Here is a 16,504-nt window from a genome sequence, read left to right as displayed (position 1 = left end):
AATGGGCAGGCAGCGCCAGGGCTCCCCGCAGGGGCTCAGAGGCGCTTCGCTTTGCCACATCGCCCCTGCGGGGAACCCTGGCGCTGGCATAAGGCATCGCTCAAAGCGCCTTCGGGCGCTTTTTCATGGTCAATTGCCGCGTATCCAGTCCGCCGCCTTCTCCGCCATCATGATCGTCGGTGCGTTGGTGTTGCCGCTCACGATGCGCGGCATGACCGACGCGTCGACCACGCGCAGGCCCGGCACGCCGTGCACCCGCAGTTGCGCGTCCACCACCGCCATGTTGTCTTGGCCCATGCGGCAGGTGCCCACCGGGTGGTAGACCGTGTCGGCGTTTTGGCGAATCCAGTGGTCGAGTTGTTCGTCGCTATGGGCATCGGCGGATGCTGCCCACTCTTTGCCATACGCCGCCAATGCGGGCTGGGCCAAAATACGCTGGGCTTGACGCACGCCGTCGCGCAAGCGCTGCAGGTCGCGCGGATCGCTCAAAAACTGCGGGTCAATCAGCGGTGCGCTGTTGGGATCACGGTCGGCCAATTGCACGCGGCCTCGGCTGTCGGGTTGCAACAAGCACACATGCAATGAATAGCCATGCCCCAACGTGAGTTGGCGGCCATGGTCCACCAGCTTGGCCACCACAAAGTGCAGCTGAATGTCCGGGTGCGCCTCTTCGGGTCGGCTTTTGTAAAAGGCACCGCCCTCTGCGAAGTTGGTGGTCAGGCGCCCCTTTCGGTGCTGCCACCATGCCCACAGCGCTTGCAAGGTGTGCCATGTGCCGCGGGGTGACACGCCGATCAAATCGGTTTGACCCGGCGCATCGGCCACCAGCACCGCGTCCGGGTGGTCGTGCAGGTTCTCGCCCACGCCGGGCAAGTCGCGCACCACGTCTATGCCCAGGCTTTGCAAATGCGCTGCGGGCCCAATGCCAGAGCGCATGAGGATGGCGGGGGAGTGGAATGCGCCGGCACTCAAAATGATCTCGCGCCGGGCGGTCACGGTCTGCGCCTGGCCACCCTGCAAGGTGTGCACCTGCCGCGCCACGCCATCCACCAGACCGATGCGGTCCACCGTCACGCCAGTCATGACGTGCAAGTTGGGCCGACCCAAGTTGGGCGTGAGGTAAGCCTTGGCCGCGCTGAAGCGCTCGCCCGCCTTCTGCGTGACTTGGTACAGGCCCACGCCTTCTTGGGTGGGGCCGTTGAAGTCGGTGGTGTGCGCCAAACCCGCTTGCACACCCGCCTCGACAAAGCGCTTGGCAAACACGTTGGGGCTTTGCAGATCGGCCACGTTCAAGGGGCCGTTTTGGGCATGCCACTCGTTGTGGATGCGTTCGTTGTGTTCGGCCTTGAGAAAGTAGGGGAAGACCTCGGCCCAGGACCAACCCGTGCAACCTTGCTCGGCCCAGTGGTCGTAATCGGCCTGTTGGCCACGGATGTAAGCCATCGCATTGGTCGAGCTGGAGCCGCCCAAAGTGCGGCCACGCGGCTGAAAACCGCTGCGACCGTTCAGGCCCGGTTGCGGCACGGTGCTCAAGCCCTCCGAGACGATTTCGGTGCGGGCCATGAGCGCGATGCCCGCAGGGCAATGGATCAAGGCACTGGTGTCGGGCGGCCCGGCCTCGATCAGGGCCACCTGCACGGTGGGGTCTTCGCTCAAACGGGCTGCCAGCACACACCCGGCCGAGCCACCACCCACGATCACATAGTCAAATTCCATGAAACGCTTCTCCCAATGCTTGATGCGTCCAATGTAAGGGCTCCAGCGTGCCTTGGCCTGTCTTGTGTGCATCAGGGTTTTTCCCAGCAGACCCCGGGTCCCGGCGACCTCTCGTTGGCCCCAACACCCCTCACAATGGCACCACATTGGGAGACAAGTTATGCGGATCGTCCTTGAATTTGTTGGCCCTGAACGCCTCAGCAGGCCTCAGCCGTGAACAATCCAAGCATTCCACTCGAAGATGCTTGGCAAGACAAGCGCTGGTTGTGGCTGCTGAGCCCTTCGATACCCCTGACATTCACAAGCTCCTTGCTGGCTTTCGTCTGGACAGGGCAATGGTGGTTCATGCTGCTGGCCCCACTGATCATCCATGTGTTGTTGCCCGTGCTCGACCGCGTCTTTGGCGAGGACTTCAGCAACCCGCCCGAATCAGCGGTGGCGCAGCTCGAGAGCGATATTTTTTACCGCGCCCTGGTGTGGGCTTATGTGCCCTTGCAGTGGAGCGGCACGGTGCTGGGGGCCTGGATAGCGGCCACACAACCCTTGCCCTGGCTGGGCTTTGCCGCCTTGGTCCTGACGGTGGGGGCCATCAACGGCATTGGCATTGGCACCGCACATGAACTGGGCCACAAAAAAGAAGCCTTGGACCGCTGGTTGTCCAAGATCGCCTTGGCGCCCAGTGCCTACGGGCACTTTTTTGTAGAGCACAACCGAGGGCACCACCAACGCGTGGCCACCCCGCAAGACCCGGCCAGCGCACGCATGGGTGAAAGCTTTTGGGCCTTCTTGCCGCGCTCGGTATGGGGCAGCCTGCAATCGGCCTGGGCTCTGGAAAAAGAGCGCTTGGGCAAACAAGGCCTCAGCGTTTGGCACCTTCAGAACCACAATCTGCAGGCATGGGGCCTGACAGCGCTGCTGTTTGGCGGGTTGACGGCATGGCTGGGCTGGGTGGTTGTGCCCTTTTTGCTGTGGCAAGCCGGGTACGCGGCCTCGATGCTGGAAGTGGTGAACTACGTGGAGCATTACGGTTTGCTGCGGCAGCGTGACGCCTCAGGACGCTATGTGCGCTGCGCGCCTGAGCATTCTTGGAACAGCAACCACCTGGTGGGTAATTTGTTGCTGTACCAACTGCAAAGGCATTCGGACCACCACGCACACCCCAGTCGACGCTACCAAGCGCTGCGGCATTTCACCACTGCGCCACAACTGCCTGCAGGCTACGCCACCATGATCACGGTGGCCTACCTGCCGCCCCTGTGGTTTGCTTGGATGGACCGCCGTGTCATGGCCCACTATGGCGGCGACTTGGGTTTGGTCAATGTGCAAGCATCGGCTCGGAAAAAACTCATGCGGGCGTGGCACTGAGCACCGCATACCGTGGGGCACAAAGCCGCCACCCCAACGAAAAAGCCGCCTGCCCTTTTGGAGCAGGCGGCATTTTGAGCCCCTACAAGCGGATCACTTGGCGGCAGGCATGGCCTTTTTAGCGGCTTGTGCGTGCGTTTGTGCGTGCATCAGGTGCTCTTGGGCCACTTTGACGTGGGCTTGAGCACCCGTGTGGTCGTTCGCGCTGATGAGCTTGGCCACTTCTTTGTGTGATTTGGCTGCCAACTCCAAATGCTCAGCGGCCTTGCTGTGGTGTTGCTCAGGCTTGAGCACGGTGGGTGCAGCTGTGTGGGCAGCGGGTGTTTTGGTTTCGAATGTCATGGTGAGCGCTTTCATAAAAGAATGAAGATCCAAGGTGTGAACCATGTGCACCTGATTCACTGGGTCATTCTTGAACGCCCGCATCCATCCGTCTGTGGGTCTGCACACGGATGGCCCCAATGGTGTACCGGCTGTCAGCCACGATCCCTTGGACTGGCCACACTCAAGTCGGAAATTGGTAGAGACGTTGGGGGTTCACAACCAACAACTTTTCCAGCTGTGTTGGCGTGGGTGCAATTTCAGACAGTGCATCGACCAGCTCACCATCGTCCGGAATGTGTGTGTGGTTCGGATGCGGCCAGTCCAGGCCCCAGACACATTGGTCCGGAAAATTTTCCACCAACCGTGCGGCCAGTTTCACACCCAAGGGGTAGCCGCTGCCGGGCCTGGAGGTGGACTCTACGCGGTCAATGCCGCTGACTTTGACGTGCAGATGGGGGTGGTCCAGCAATTTCATCAAGGCTTGGAAGTCTTCGTGGCCTTCCCCCAAATTGGCATCCACTCGGCCCATGTGGTCGATCACCACGGGCACGGCGCTGTGGCGCAGCGCTGGCCCCAGGGTGTGCACCAGGGTGCTTTCAAAATGGACCTGCAAGTGCATGCCCAAGGCGGCCAAACGTGGGGTGAGTTTGAGCACGTCGGCCACACCATGGCCGCCTGCAAGGTGCTTCATGAAGTTGAACCGAACCGCCCGAAATCCCCGACTGGCCAGCCTTTTGAGCGCGCCGTCGGTCACATTGATGTCGACCAACGCCACGCCCAAATAGCGCCCGCCCCCGGCTTCGATGGCGTCTTCGACCACGGCGTTGTCCGTGCCATGTGTGATCGATTGCACGATCACACAGCGGGTGATGCCCATCTTTTTATGCAGCGCAAAGAGTTTTTCCTTGGGGGCTTCAGCCGGTGTGTTCTTGCGCAGTGGTGAATAGGCAAAGCGGGACATGGGGCCGAAAACATGGACATGGCTGTCACAGGCATTGGCCGGCAAAACCAATTTTGGAGGGCGGGGCAGATCCAAATAGGTTTGGACCACGGTGTCTTGAGATGGGGTGTTCATGTCGGGTTTCAAGCCTGCAATGGGCGCACGGGCAAGCCAATCAATCGGGAAAGTTCGTCCACGTTCAGACCGTCGACGATGTCCAGCAATTCGAGGCCATGGGGTCCACATGCCAAGGTCGCCAAGTCAGAATAGATGCGGCTCACGCACGCCACGCCGGTCAACGGGTAGGTGCAAGTCGCCACCAGTTTGCTGTCTCCGAACTTGGTCAGCAAATCCATCATGACCCAGGTTTGGCGTGCGCCAACGGCCAAGTCCATCGCACCGCCCACGGCAGGGATGGCCCCCACCTCACCCGTACTCCAGTTGGCCAAATCCCCTTTTTCAGAGACCTGGAAAGCGCCCAACACGCAAATGTCCAAATGGCCGCCACGCATCATGGCAAAGCTGTCTGCATGGTGGAAGAATGCGCCGCCAGCGAGCAACGTGACGGGCTGTTTGCCCGCATTGATCAAGTCAAAATCTTCATCGCCCGCTGCAGGGGCCGGGCCCATGCCCAGGATGCCGTTTTCACTTTGAAGAATGACTTCCCTCCCTTTGGGGATGAAATTGGCGACCAAGGTGGGCTGACCAATGCCCAGATTGACATAAGCACCCTCAGGAATATCTTGAGCCACTTTGGCGGCCAATGCTTCTTTGGAGCGGCGTTGGTACGGGTTCATGGAAATTCCTTACGCCGAGGGCTTGAAGCCACCGCCCAAGGTCGCCTTGTGGTCGATCTGAACAATGTGGCTCACAAAAATACCTGGCGTCACAATGGACTCAGGGTCCAGCTGACCCAGCGCCACCACGTGGTGCACGGTCGCAATGGTGCGTTTGGCTGCCATGGCCATCACCGGGCCAAAATTTCTGGCGGCTTTGCGGTACACCAAATTGCCCCAACGGTCCCCTGCCTCGGCTTTGATCAGGGCCACGTCGGCGTGGATCGGAAATTCCAACACTTGGTGTTTGCCATCCAAGAAACGGGTTTCTTTGGGCGTGCCGTCCGCATTCAGTGCCAACGGCGTGCCATAACCCGTGGGGGTGAAAAACGCACCGATCCCTGCACCGGCGGCCCGAATGCGTTCGGCCAAATTGCCTTGGGGCACCAATTCCAGTTCAATTTTTCCGCTGCGATAGAGAGCATCGAAGACATGCGAGTCGGCTTGGCGTGGAAAGCTGCAGATGATTTTTTTCACGCGGCCTGCTTGGAGGAGTGCGGCCAAGCCCGTGTCCCCATTGCCCGCATTGTTGTTGACCACGGTCAGATCGCGTGCGCCTTGGGCGATCAGGCCATCGATGAGTTCATGGGGTATCCCGGCTGTTCCGAACCCGCCGATCATGACCGAAGCGCCGTCTTGAATCCCTTCAAAAGCCTGCGCCATCGAGTCTGCAATTTTGTTGATCATGGCTGCGCTTATGGCGTGTGGCGAATAAACAATTGGCGCACGGTGTTCATGAACATGGGGCGAATTCTGGCACTCCAAGCGGTGTGCCGAATGGCCAACCATGCCGGGCTTTCCATGACGGCAGGGGACAGCAACTCGTAGCAGGCGATGTAACGGGGCGAACTGGAAAGGCGCAAATAGCGCTGGGCACGGACCGTTCCAGGCACACGCGATAAACCCGGCAAATGCTCGGTGTTGTACCAAGCATTGAATTCCTCTTCTGCAGCTGTGGCGATGTCGGTCTCCACGATGTAGTGGTAATTGCCACTCACACCATGGCTTGCACCTTGCAACGCTGTCAACAGCTGAATTTCAGTCGCCTTGCCTGATGTGTCTGGAGGGCCATCCACATAAGCGCGCCAGTTCTGGCCATCGGCCGACTTCCACCAAGTGAAGGTGGATGGCGTAGCCGCCAACGCTGGTTGTGCAGCACTTGCTTGCTCAATGAGGTATTGGGTTGTCATGGCGGCCCCATCAATGAACAATGTTCAGGGCCACCAGGAAACGGGACACCATGTTGTAGGCCGCCACCGTGGCCACCAGTTCAACCACTTGTGCCGGACCATAGCGCGCGGTCACCTCTTGCATCAGGGCGGCGGGCACTTCAATGTCACGCGTCATGTGGTCGGTCAGGGTGAGGATCAGCTTTTCTTCGGGGCTGAATCTGGCCGACAAGTCCATCCATTGGATGGCGTCAATTTTTTCTTGCAACACGCCTGCTTTCAAAGCGTGAGGAATGTGGGCCTCAAATTCAAAACTGGCTTTGTTGAGCACCGCCACACGCAAGATCATCAACTCACGCAGGTCAGCGGGCACCGATGTTTTGTTGCGCACGGCAGTGAGCATGGCTTCCCAGCCTTGTGCAATGGGCGCGCTGTTGAGCAAGACTTGGTACAGCAAGGAAATACGGCCGCGCTCTTGAAGAATACGGTCTTCGATCTCTTGGAGCTCAGGCCTGGTGCCTTGCACCACCAAAGGCACGCGGATGTGATCGGTGCTCATTCGTCACCCGTGATGTTGCGAGCCTTGATCACTTGCGCCCACTTTTCGGTATCTGCCTTGAGCATGGCCCCCATCTCTTCTGGGCTGGATGACTTGGGCTCTGCGCCCGATTGCGTCATCTTGGCATGGGCCGCTGGATCTGCAACGGCTTGTTGCACCGCACGGTTCAACTGCTTGATCACCTCAGGCGACGTCTTGGCGGAGGCAAACATGCCATACCAGTTGTTGGTGTCCACAGATGTGAAGCCTTGCTCTTCAAAAGTTTTCACATCGGGCAGCAAGGGATGGCGGGTCTTGGAGGCCATGCCCAGCGCTTTCACACGCCCACCTTTGATTTGTGCCATCACAGCAGGCACATCTGCAAAGAAACCATCGACTTGACCACCCAGGAGGTTGTTCAGGGCAGGCGCCATGCCATTGAATGGCACATGCAACAAATCTGCCCCTGTCGATTGTTCGAGTTGCACCAAAGCCAAATGGGGAATGCTGCCCTTGCCAGAAGAACCAATGGGCGTCGGCTCTTTTTTGGCTTTGGCGTTGGCAATGAACTCCTTGGCGTCTTTGGCGGGATTTTTCTCATGGGCGACAAACACCTCCACGTTGTTGGCCACCAAGGAAATGGGCGTGAAGTCCTTTTGCATGTTGTAGGTCAACTTGGGGAAAAGCGCCGGGTTGATGGCTGCAGCCCCCACACTGGTCAACCAAATCACGCTGCCGTCGGCCTCGCTTTTCAAGACTTCACCCGCACCGATCGCGCCGCTCGCGCCGGGCTTGTTCTCCACAATCACGGTGCGGCCCAGGCTTTTACCCAAGGGTTCGGCGATGGTCCGTGCCATGGCATCCACGGGACCACCGGGCGCAAACGCCACGATGATTCGCACAGGTTTGTTGTTCGCTTGAGCCAAAGCGCAGGGTGCATAAATGGCAGACAAAAGCGCGAAGAGCAGTGTGCGTTTTTTCATATGGATCTCCTGAATGGATGTTAGTCGCAGCGAGCGGTCATGCCGCCGTCGACGATGATTTCGGTGCCAGTGATGAAGCGCGCCTCGTCACTCGCCAGGAACAGGGCGGCATTGGCCGTGTCACGGCCATCGCCCATGAAACCAAGCGGTATGCGTTTGACGCGTGAGTCCAGCAGCGCTTGCACATCCCCGCCCGTGCGTTGCTTGGCCAGACGCACTTCCACCATGGGCGTGTGCAGTTGACCAGGTACCACCGTGTTCACGCGAATGCCCATGGGCGCGTGTTGCACCGCCACCACTTTGGAGAGTTGGATCACGCCCGCTTTCGTCGCCGCATACGCCACCTGTGCGCTGCCGGTCCAACGAATGCCAGAGGTGGACGCGACGTTGACGATCGCCCCCCTCTTTTTGGCGATCATGGTGGGCAACACATATTTGCAGGTCAAGAACACACTTTTCAAATTGACATTGATCTGGTCGTCAAACACTTCTTCGCTCATCTCCACGGGCCCGCCTGCAGCAGAACCTCCGACGTTGTTGATCAAAATGTCTATCGTTGCAAACTTGTCCAAACAGGCTTGAACCATTTTTTCAATGCTGGGGGCATGGGTGACATCGCAGGCGTAGGTCTCTATCGCGCCTTGGACATCACCGGCCATTTCCAAGGTTTCAGCCAAGCGCGCTGGGTCACGGTCAACCGCGAAGACTCGGGCACCCTCTTGGGCCAACTGAACGGCCATGGCGCGACCATTGCCCCAGCCGGACCCCACACAGCCCGCCCCCGTGACGATGGCAACTTTTGATTTGAACCGATGCATATTCCATCGCTTAATTGAAGTGAATTTTGCCAAGTTTGAAGGATTCAGACCCAGAGGTAAACTACATAGGACCTATATCAGATATGTTTTTTAGCTATGGATTTGAAGCAGCTGGCTTATTTTGTCGAAGTCGTTGAACGGGGCAGTTTCAGCAAGGCCGCCGTGTCACTCAACCTGGCTCAACCCAGCCTGAGCCGACAAATTGCCGCGCTGGAAACGGAACTGGGCCACCGATTGCTGGAGAGAACAGGGCGCGGTGTCAACATCACTGAGGCTGGTTTGGCGCTCCTGTCCCATGCCAAGGTGATGCTGAACGCGGCTGAAGAAGCCAAGTTTCAGATCAAAGAAATGCGCAACGAGCCCAGCGGCAAAGTCGTGGTGGGTTTGCCGCTTCGCGTTTCCATGGGTTTGTGCGTTCCCTTGATCCAGCGGTTCAGAGAACAATGGCCCAACGCACTGATCACCGTCGTTGAAGGTCTGAGCCTGTCCCTCAGAGAGGCCCTCATCCATGGGCGCATCGACTTGGCGCTGCTGTTTGATCCGGCCCCCACGCCCTTGCTGAAATACGAAACATTGATGCGTGAAAAATTGATGCTGGTGGCCCCTGCATCGGTCCCATTGCCCAAACAAGTCAGCCTTCACATGCTGAAGGACTTTCCCATGGTGTTGCCCAGCAGCCCCAACCCCATCCGCAACCTCATTGATGCTTTTTTATTGCCCAAAAAGATTGATTTGAAGATCGTGGCCGAAGTGGGTGCCGTGCACTCCGCGCTCGCCTTGGTCGAAACCGCCATGGCCTGCTCAATATTGCCGGAGAGCGCCCTGAACTTGCGAGCCAACCACCCCAAGGTTTCTTGGGCACCGATTGGCCCACCGGCCATGTGGAACCAATTGATTTTGGCCATCCCAGCCGCGCGTCCCATGAACAGGTTGACCACCGAAACCAGCAAGTTGCTGCGCGCGCTTGACTTCCGAAACAGCTGTGCGCCATCCTCCCCGTCCAGGGGTTCTGAAGCGCCACAAATGCACCTTTGAAGCAGGCGCTGCAGCCCAGTTACTAAACCCGAACAAACCCAGAGACAGGGCATTCCCTGTAATAAAGTTTCATAAATTCGACTACGATGGTTACATCGCCAGCTGTTTGGACGCAGTTTGGCAACTGTCTTCATCCCGCTAACGAAAGTGAGACCCCTATGACCACCAAGATCGGCATCAACGGCTTTGGCCGAATCGGACGCATGGTGCTGCGTGCCGCTGTACAAAACTTCAAGGACGTGCAGATCGTGGGCATCAACGACCTGCTCGAGCCCGAATACCTCGCCTACATGCTGGAATACGACAGCGTGCATGGGCGTTTTCAGGGCACGCTGGCGGTCGAGGGTTCGACCTTGATCGTGAATGGCCAACGCATTCGCCTCACACAAGAGCGCGACCCTGCCAATCTGAAATGGAACGAGGTGGGCGCGGATGTGGTCATCGAAGCGACGGGCTTGTTCTTGGACAAAGACAGCGCCGGCAAGCACTTGAGCGCAGGGGCTCAGAAAGTGGTGATGTCTGCCCCCTCCAAAGACGACACGCCGATGTTTGTGTTTGGCGTCAACCATGCGTCCTACGCAGGCCAAACCATCATCAGCAACGCCAGCTGCACGACCAATGCGCTGGCCCCTATCACCAAAGTGCTGAACGACAAATGGGGCATCAAGCGCGGCCTGATGACCACCGTACATGCCACCACTGCCACCCAAAAAACCGTGGACGGCCCCAGCAACAAGGACTGGCGCGGTGGACGCGGCATTCTGGAAAACATCATCCCCAGCAGCACCGGCGCGGCCAAAGCCGTGGGCGTGGTGATCCCCGAGATCAAAGGCCGACTCACCGGTGTGGCGGTACGTGTGCCCACCAGCGATGTGTCACTGGTCGATTTGACCGCCGAGCTCAACAGCCCGGCCACCTATGCCGAAATCTGCGCCGAAATGAAAGCGCAAAGCCAAGGGGCGCTGAAAGGGGTGTTGGGTTACACCGAAGCGAAAGTGGTGTCGACCGATTTCCGGGGCGAAGTCTGTACCTCGGTGTTCGATGCTGAGGCAGGCATGGCTCTGGACAGCACCTTCATCAAGGTGATGGCTTGGTACGACAACGAGTGGGGCTACTCCAACAAGTGCGTGGAGATGGCGCGGGTGGTGGGCAAGGCTTGAGCTAACGCGCGCGCCACTGGGTGCAGGTTTGCACCGTGCCCCGCCATGCCCGACTGACGATGGTGGCTCAGGCTCTCCTAGCCGCCCAAGGCTTTAAGACTGGGCGATCGTGACCTGGTTGAGCTGGGCCTGCGCCTTGACCAGCGAGGGCACCATCTCACGCCCATAACCCAAAGCCACGGCCGTGTTCAGGGCCTGGTGCACGCTGGTGCCGATGATGGAGGGCACCTTCACACTCTCGGTCAAGTGGGCGTAATAACGCAAATCCTTGGCCGCGTTGTTCAACTCGAACTTCATCGCGCCGTAGTCGCCCTGCAGGGTTTTGGCCATCAGCTGGAACAGGCCCGAATTGACCCCACCGGCCGAGATGACCTGCACCAGTTTGTCCAGGTCCACCCCCGCCTTGGCGCCCACCGCAAAGGCTTCTGCCGTAGCGGTGCAAATGGCCTGTGCCACAAAGTTGTTGAGCAACTTGACGACGTGACCCGAGCCCATCTCGCCCACATGGAACACGTTTTCGCTGTAAGCGCGGATGATCGGCTCGATGCGAGAAAACACCTCAGGCGACGCCCCCACCATGGCGTTGAGCTTGCCCGCCTCGGCTTCGATGGGCGTGCGTGTGAGCGGCGCGTCCACATAAACCACGCCTTGCGCTGCGCACAGAGCGGCCAAGCGTCGGGTGGATTCGGGCTCACTGGTGGAGGTGTCGATGACGATCAGGCCAGCGCGTGCCTTGGACAGCAAACCGCCCGGCCCAGCCACCACCGCCTCGACCTGGGGTGAGCCGGTCACGCAAATGAGCACCGCATCACAAGCGGCCAAGTCCGCATAACTGTCCACCTGGCGGGCGCCTGCAGCCAACAGGTCTTGCACGGGCGCGGTGCGTTGGTGCACCGAAATCGACAAGTCAAACCCCTTGGCACGGATGTTCTTGGCCATGCCGTGGCCCATCAAACCCGAAGCGCCGACAAATCCGATGTGTTGCATGTGAGTCCCTGGTGTGTGGTGAAAGAACTGTCCATTTTGGGTTCAAGTGCCGCACGGCCCTGTCGCCTGAGCACCATTGAGTGGCGCGTGGGTAAGCGGCAGGCGTTCGGATCGGCGCTAGCGGGCAGGTGCAAAGCCGCGTCAATTGCAAGCACGCGAACTGATCTACAGCGCCAGGGCTGTCGTGTTCTTGACTTCTTCCATCACCGCATAAGTGCGCGTCTCGCGCACGCCCGGCAACTGCCACAACACAGTGCCCGCAAATTCACGGTAGGCGTTCATGTCGGCGGCGCGGGTTTTGAGCAGGTAGTCAAAGCCCCCAGCCACCATGTGGCACTCCATGATTTCTGGACGCACCTGCACAGCCGCCTTGAACTGCTCAAACACATTGGGGCTGGTGCGATCGAGCAGGATTTCCACAAACACCATCATCCCCGCGCCGAGCTTGAGCGGGTTCAGCCGCGCCTCGTAGCCCAAGATGAACCCTTCGCGCGTGAGGCGTTGCACCCGTGCCAGCACTGCCGTAGGCGACAAAGCGACGCTTTCTGCGAGCTTCAAATTGCTGATGCGGCCATCACGCTGCAACAACGCCAGGATGCGGCGATCAATGCGGTCAATGTCTGATATTTCGGTGTTCATACTGGATTTTATTTATTAAAAATCGATGATTTTGGCGAAAAATTTTGCCATTTTTACGGATCATGGCGATTCATCTCAATTTTCGAGGCCAACGCCATGAACGCTCCCACGACCACCCTTGAATTGATGCCCACCCCCGGTGCCCACTTCACTGCTGGCGCCCCGCTGCCCGAACGCAGCGCCCTGCGCGAAGCCATCGCCCACGCCACACGCTTGCCCGAAGCGCAAGCCCTGGCTCCGCTCCTGGCAGCCGCCCGCATGCCCGCAGCGCTGGCCGAACGCACCGATGTACTGGCCCGCGAACTGGTACAGGGCCTGCGCGACAACCCGCAACGCGTTGGCCGCGCCAGTCGGGTGCAAAGCCTGATGCAGGAATACGCACTGTCAAGCGATGAGGGTGTGGCGTTGATGTGTTTGGCCGAGGCCCTGCTGCGCATTCCTGATGCGGCCACGCGGGACGCACTGATCCGCGACAAGATGGGTCAGGGCGACTGGCAGCAGCACCTTGGCCGCAGCCCTTCACTTTTTGTCAACGCGGCTTCATGGGGCCTGTTGCTCACCGGCAAGCTGGTGGCCACGCACAGCGAAGGCACCATGCTGTCTGCGCTGACACGGCTGATGGGCAAGGGCAGCGAACCGCTGATCCGCCAGGGGGTCCAACTGGCCATGCTAATGCTGGGCGCGCAATTTGTGAGCGGCGAGACGGTGAAGGCGGCCCTGCAACATGCGCGCGCGCTGGAGGCACAGGGCTTTCGCTATTCGTACGACATGCTGGGCGAAGCGGCGTTGACCGAGGCCGACGCGCAGCGGTACATGCGCGCTTATGTCGACGCCATCCACGCCATCGGCAAGGCATCGAACGGGCAGGGCGTGATCCAGGGCCCAGGCATCTCGATCAAACTCTCGGCCTTGCACCCGCGCTACAGCCGTGCCCAGCACCAGCGGGTGATGGCCGAACTGCTCCCGCGCGTGTTGCAACTGACCGAATTGGCCAAGCAATACGACTTGGGTCTGAACATCGACGCCGAAGAAGCGGACCGCCTGGACATCTCGCTCGACCTGCTCGAAGCCCTGTGCTTGGCCCCCAGTTTGCAGGGTTGGCACGGCATCGGCTTTGTCGTTCAGGCTTACCAAAAGCGCTGCCCGTTGGTGATTGACTTTGTGGTCGATCTGGCGCGCCGCACAGGCCACCGGCTGATGGTGCGTTTGGTCAAAGGCGCGTATTGGGACAGCGAGATCAAACGCGCTCAGCTGGATGGACAAAGCGACTACCCCGTCTACACGCGCAAGCACCACACCGACGTGGCGTACCTGGCCTGCGCCCAAAAAATGCTGGCCGCGCCAGATGCGGTGTACCCACAATTTGCCACACACAACGCGCACACGCTGGCGGCCATTGTGCATCTGGCGCAAGACATGCACGGCGACTTCACAGCGGGCCAGTACGAGTTCCAATGCCTGCACGGCATGGGCGAGCCGCTGTACCGGCAGGTGGTGGGCCGCGCGAACGCCACCGGGCCGTGGCAAGGCGCGAGCGCCCCCTCGGGGGGCAGCGGGTTACACGATATGAGCCTGCGCGGGGGCACTCTGTTCTCGCGGCCTTGCCGCATCTACGCCCCCGTGGGCAGCCACAAAACCTTGCTGGCCTACCTGGTGCGTCGCCTGCTCGAGAACGGGGCCAACAGCTCATTTGTGAACCGCATGGCCGACGCCAGCGTGTCCATCGGCAACCTGGTGCAAGACCCGGTGGCACGCACCGAAGAAGACGCCCGGCGTGAAGGCAGCCGCCCTGGCCAGCCGCACCTGCAAATCGCGCTGCCCCCTCAGTTGTATGGCGCAGCCCGCCGCAACTCGCAGGGCCCTGACTTGGCGCATGAACCAACGCTGCGCCAATTGGCGCTGGACATGCAGGCGCACAGGCAAACGGTGACGGTCTCGCCCTTGCTGGCCACCTCATTTGCAGGCGCTGAATGCCTCACCCTGCGCAACCCCGCCGACCACAGAGATGTGTTGGGCACGGTGCAACACGCCAGCGCCACCGATGTGAACGCTGCGCTGCAAGCGGCCAGCGGTGCCGCACCCGGCTGGGCCGCCACACCGCCCGCACAACGCGCCGCGCTGCTGGAGAAAACGGCCGATTTGCTGCAAGCCGATGCACCCCGCGTGATGGCCTTGCTGGTGCGCGAAGCGGGCAAGACCTGGGGCCACGCTGCGGCCGAGTTGCGCGAAGCCGTGGACTTTTTGCGCTACTACGGGGCACAAGTGCGGCGGGACTTTGACCCCCACACCCACACGCCGCTGGGCCCGGTGCTGTGCATCAGCCCCTGGAATTTTCCGCTGGCGATTTTTGTGGGGCAAGTGGCTGCTGCTCTGGCCTCGGGCAACCCGGTGTTGGCCAAACCGGCCGAGGCCACGCCCGCCATTGCCGCACTGGCGGTGCAGGCCTTGTGGCAAGCCGGTGTGCCCCGCTCCGCTGTGCAACTGCTGCCAGGCCAGGGCCGCGTAGTCGGCATGCAACTGTTGCGCGACGCCCGCGTGCAAGGCGTGATGTTCACCGGCGCCACCGAGACCGCGCGTGTGCTGCAAGCCGCGCTGGCCGAGCGCCTGAACGCGCATGGCCAGCCCGTGCCGCTGATCGCCGAGACAGGCGGGCAAAACTGCATGGTGGTGGATTCATCGGCCTTGCTGGAGCAGGTGGTGATCGACGCCATGGCCTCGGCCTTTGAAGCGGCAGGTCAGCGTTGCTCGGCCCTGCGCGTGCTGTGTGTGCAAGACGATGTGGCCGACCGCTTGATCGAGATGCTGCAAGGCGCGATGGCCGAAATCCGCATGGGTGCGCCAGCGCATTTGGCTGTGGACATGGGGCCCGTGATCGATGAACGGGCACGTACAGGCATCGAGGCGCATGTGAACGCCATGCTGCAAGCGGGTTTTCCCGTGCACCGCATCAGCGCCAACCGACCCGACGCCTTGCCCGCTGGCACTTACGTACAGCCCACTTTGATCGAAATCGAATGCATCGCCCAGCTGGGGCGAGAAGTATTTGGCCCGGTGCTGCACATCGTGCGTTATGCGCGCAGTGAACTGCCGCAGCTGCTGCAAAGCATCCACAACACCGGCTACGCGCTCACCCTGGGCGTGCATTCGCGCCTCGAAGCAACCATCGCCCAGGTCATCGACCACAGCCACGCAGGCAATGTGTATGTGAACCGGAACATGGTCGGGGCTGTGGTGGGCGTGCAGCCTTTTGGGGGCGAAGGCCTGTCGGGCACTGGCCCCAAAGCGGGTGGTCCGCTGTACCTCTTGCGCCTGTTGGCTCACTGCCCAAGCGATGCGGCTTTGCGCAGCCTGCAAGCCCGCGGTGCGGCAGCGCTGCCGCAACCCACCCCTGCGCTGCAAGCCCTGCATGACTGGGCCGTGGTGCAAAACCGGTGGCCTCTGGCGCACGCCTGTGCGCAGTTTGCCGCGGCCAACCCCGCAGGCCTGCACGCCACCTTGAGCGGCCCCACGGGCGAGCGCAATGTCTACCGTGTGCAAGCCCGCGCGCGGGTGCTGTGCCTGACCGGCACACACCCCGGGGCCGATACCGACCGCCTGACGCAATTGGCCGCTGTGCTGGCCGTGGGCAGCCGTGCCGTGTGGCCGCTTTCGGCACAAACGCTGCATGCACAACTGCCTGCTGCTGTGCAAAGCCAACTGGTGCTGGACAACCCAGACACCTGCGATGCGGTGGATGCGGTCGTTCTGCACGGCGACACGCCCACCACCTTGCACTGGCTTGCCCAACTGGCCCAGCGTGCGGGCGCCATCCTCACACTCACGGCCCTGCGACCCGGCGACACCGCCGTGCCGCTGGCGCGTTTGGTGGGCGAGCGCAGCATCAGCACCAACACGGCAGCGGCCGGAGGCAACGCCAGTTTGATGACCCTGACGAGCTGAGTGAACTTGCCTTGCCGCCTGCGCGACAAAGACGGCCGGAGGGGCTGGCTAACAT

At 60.6% G+C, this 16,504-nt stretch carries 15 protein-coding genes; 4 read left to right on the top strand and 11 right to left on the bottom strand.

Going from position 1 to position 16,504, the window contains the following annotated elements; translation table 11 throughout:
- Positions 1–129: 129 nt before the first annotated feature.
- Positions 130–1,716, bottom strand: coding sequence for a GMC family oxidoreductase (locus tag ACHEXK_RS15250; protein WP_416548970.1), 1,587 nt, complete (start codon positions 1,714–1,716; stop codon positions 130–132).
- Positions 1,717–1,929: 213 nt separating this feature from the next.
- Between ACHEXK_RS15250 and ACHEXK_RS15245 the strand changes: the two genes are divergently transcribed.
- Complete coding sequence (locus ACHEXK_RS15245; RefSeq protein ID WP_416547154.1) at positions 1,930–3,081, top strand: alkane 1-monooxygenase; 1,152 nt, start codon at positions 1,930–1,932, stop codon at positions 3,079–3,081.
- Between the two features lie 93 nt (positions 3,082–3,174).
- Here ACHEXK_RS15245 and ACHEXK_RS15240 read toward each other — a convergent pair whose 3' ends face one another.
- From ACHEXK_RS15240 to ACHEXK_RS15205, 8 genes are all read right to left on the bottom strand, one after another.
- Positions 3,175–3,423, bottom strand: a complete 249-nt coding sequence (locus ACHEXK_RS15240) for a hypothetical protein (protein WP_416547153.1) — start codon at positions 3,421–3,423, stop codon at positions 3,175–3,177.
- 163 nt (positions 3,424–3,586) lie between these two features.
- The gene (locus ACHEXK_RS15235) at positions 3,587–4,480 is read right to left on the bottom strand and encodes an amidohydrolase family protein (RefSeq protein ID WP_416547152.1); all 894 of its coding nucleotides are present in this window, start codon (positions 4,478–4,480) and stop codon (positions 3,587–3,589) included.
- A gap of 8 nt (positions 4,481–4,488) precedes the next feature.
- Entirely contained in the window at positions 4,489–5,142 is a 654-nt protein-coding gene (locus ACHEXK_RS15230; protein ID WP_416547151.1) for a 3-oxoacid CoA-transferase subunit B, read from the bottom strand.
- A 9-nt stretch (positions 5,143–5,151) separates the two neighbouring features.
- Positions 5,152–5,868 carry a 3-oxoacid CoA-transferase subunit A gene (locus ACHEXK_RS15225; RefSeq protein WP_416547150.1) on the bottom strand — a complete coding sequence of 239 codons (717 nt, stop codon included), beginning with the start codon at positions 5,866–5,868 and terminating at the stop codon, positions 5,152–5,154.
- 8 nt (positions 5,869–5,876) lie between these two features.
- A complete protein-coding gene (locus tag ACHEXK_RS15220) occupies positions 5,877–6,371 on the bottom strand; it encodes a hypothetical protein (RefSeq protein ID WP_416547149.1) in 495 nt (164 codons plus the stop codon).
- A 10-nt stretch (positions 6,372–6,381) separates the two neighbouring features.
- Entirely contained in the window at positions 6,382–6,909 is a 528-nt protein-coding gene (locus ACHEXK_RS15215; protein ID WP_416547148.1) for a carboxymuconolactone decarboxylase family protein, read from the bottom strand.
- Positions 6,906–7,871, bottom strand: a complete 966-nt coding sequence (locus ACHEXK_RS15210; protein WP_416547147.1) for a Bug family tripartite tricarboxylate transporter substrate binding protein — start codon at positions 7,869–7,871, stop codon at positions 6,906–6,908. The genes ACHEXK_RS15215 and ACHEXK_RS15210 overlap by 4 nt, the downstream gene beginning before the upstream one ends.
- 20 nt (positions 7,872–7,891) lie before the next feature.
- Positions 7,892–8,689 carry an SDR family NAD(P)-dependent oxidoreductase gene (locus ACHEXK_RS15205; RefSeq protein ID WP_416547146.1) on the bottom strand — a complete coding sequence of 266 codons (798 nt, stop codon included), beginning with the start codon at positions 8,687–8,689 and terminating at the stop codon, positions 7,892–7,894.
- A gap of 96 nt (positions 8,690–8,785) precedes the next feature.
- Between ACHEXK_RS15205 and ACHEXK_RS15200 the strand changes: the two genes are divergently transcribed.
- A complete protein-coding gene (locus ACHEXK_RS15200) occupies positions 8,786–9,724 on the top strand; it encodes a LysR family transcriptional regulator (protein WP_416547145.1) in 939 nt (312 codons plus the stop codon).
- Positions 9,725–9,882: 158 nt separating this feature from the next.
- A complete protein-coding gene (gene gap / locus ACHEXK_RS15195) occupies positions 9,883–10,884 on the top strand; it encodes a type I glyceraldehyde-3-phosphate dehydrogenase (RefSeq protein WP_416547144.1) in 1,002 nt (333 codons plus the stop codon).
- A gap of 93 nt (positions 10,885–10,977) precedes the next feature.
- Here the strand turns inward: gap and ACHEXK_RS15190 are convergent, their stop codons facing one another.
- Positions 10,978–11,871 (bottom strand): NAD(P)-dependent oxidoreductase, encoded by an 894-nt coding sequence (locus tag ACHEXK_RS15190; RefSeq protein ID WP_416547143.1) that lies wholly within the window; start codon positions 11,869–11,871, stop codon positions 10,978–10,980.
- 165 nt (positions 11,872–12,036) lie between these two features.
- Positions 12,037–12,510 (bottom strand): Lrp/AsnC ligand binding domain-containing protein, encoded by a 474-nt coding sequence (locus ACHEXK_RS15185; RefSeq protein WP_416547142.1) that lies wholly within the window; start codon positions 12,508–12,510, stop codon positions 12,037–12,039.
- A 96-nt stretch (positions 12,511–12,606) separates the two neighbouring features.
- Between ACHEXK_RS15185 and putA the strand changes: the two genes are divergently transcribed.
- On the top strand, positions 12,607–16,449 hold the full coding sequence (gene putA, locus ACHEXK_RS15180) for a bifunctional proline dehydrogenase/L-glutamate gamma-semialdehyde dehydrogenase PutA (RefSeq protein ID WP_416547141.1): 3,843 nt from the start codon (positions 12,607–12,609) through the stop codon (positions 16,447–16,449).
- Positions 16,450–16,504: the final 55 nt, after the last annotated feature.

The organism is Limnohabitans sp. DCL3, from assembly GCF_048019295.1.
In the GTDB taxonomy this organism is placed as follows: Bacteria; Pseudomonadota; Gammaproteobacteria; order Burkholderiales; family Burkholderiaceae_C; genus Limnohabitans_A.
The sequence above is the reverse complement of the archived record's forward strand: the minus strand, read 5'-3'. Positions and strand labels throughout refer to the sequence as shown.

Excerpts from the sequence above, each read along its gene's own strand:
- ACHEXK_RS15250 (WP_416548970.1), bottom strand. The coding sequence starts at position 1,716 with ATGGAATTTGACTATGTGATCGTGGGTGGTGGCTCGGCCGGGTGTGTG.
- ACHEXK_RS15210 (WP_416547147.1), bottom strand. The coding sequence starts at position 7,871 with ATGAAAAAACGCACACTGCTCTTCGCGCTTTTGTCTGCCATTTATGCA.
- ACHEXK_RS15220 (WP_416547149.1), bottom strand. The coding sequence starts at position 6,371 with ATGACAACCCAATACCTCATTGAGCAAGCAAGTGCTGCACAACCAGCG.
- ACHEXK_RS15190 (WP_416547143.1), bottom strand. The coding sequence starts at position 11,871 with ATGCAACACATCGGATTTGTCGGCGCTTCGGGTTTGATGGGCCACGGC.
- ACHEXK_RS15240 (WP_416547153.1), bottom strand. The coding sequence starts at position 3,423 with ATGACATTCGAAACCAAAACACCCGCTGCCCACACAGCTGCACCCACC.
- ACHEXK_RS15235 (WP_416547152.1), bottom strand. The coding sequence starts at position 4,480 with ATGAACACCCCATCTCAAGACACCGTGGTCCAAACCTATTTGGATCTG.
- ACHEXK_RS15230 (WP_416547151.1), bottom strand. The coding sequence starts at position 5,142 with ATGAACCCGTACCAACGCCGCTCCAAAGAAGCATTGGCCGCCAAAGTG.
- gap (WP_416547144.1), top strand. The coding sequence starts at position 9,883 with ATGACCACCAAGATCGGCATCAACGGCTTTGGCCGAATCGGACGCATG.
- ACHEXK_RS15205 (WP_416547146.1), bottom strand. The coding sequence starts at position 8,689 with ATGCATCGGTTCAAATCAAAAGTTGCCATCGTCACGGGGGCGGGCTGT.
- ACHEXK_RS15215 (WP_416547148.1), bottom strand. The coding sequence starts at position 6,909 with ATGAGCACCGATCACATCCGCGTGCCTTTGGTGGTGCAAGGCACCAGG.
- ACHEXK_RS15225 (WP_416547150.1), bottom strand. The coding sequence starts at position 5,868 with ATGATCAACAAAATTGCAGACTCGATGGCGCAGGCTTTTGAAGGGATT.
- putA (WP_416547141.1), top strand. The coding sequence starts at position 12,607 with ATGAACGCTCCCACGACCACCCTTGAATTGATGCCCACCCCCGGTGCC.
- ACHEXK_RS15185 (WP_416547142.1), bottom strand. The coding sequence starts at position 12,510 with ATGAACACCGAAATATCAGACATTGACCGCATTGATCGCCGCATCCTG.
- ACHEXK_RS15200 (WP_416547145.1), top strand. The coding sequence starts at position 8,786 with ATGGATTTGAAGCAGCTGGCTTATTTTGTCGAAGTCGTTGAACGGGGC.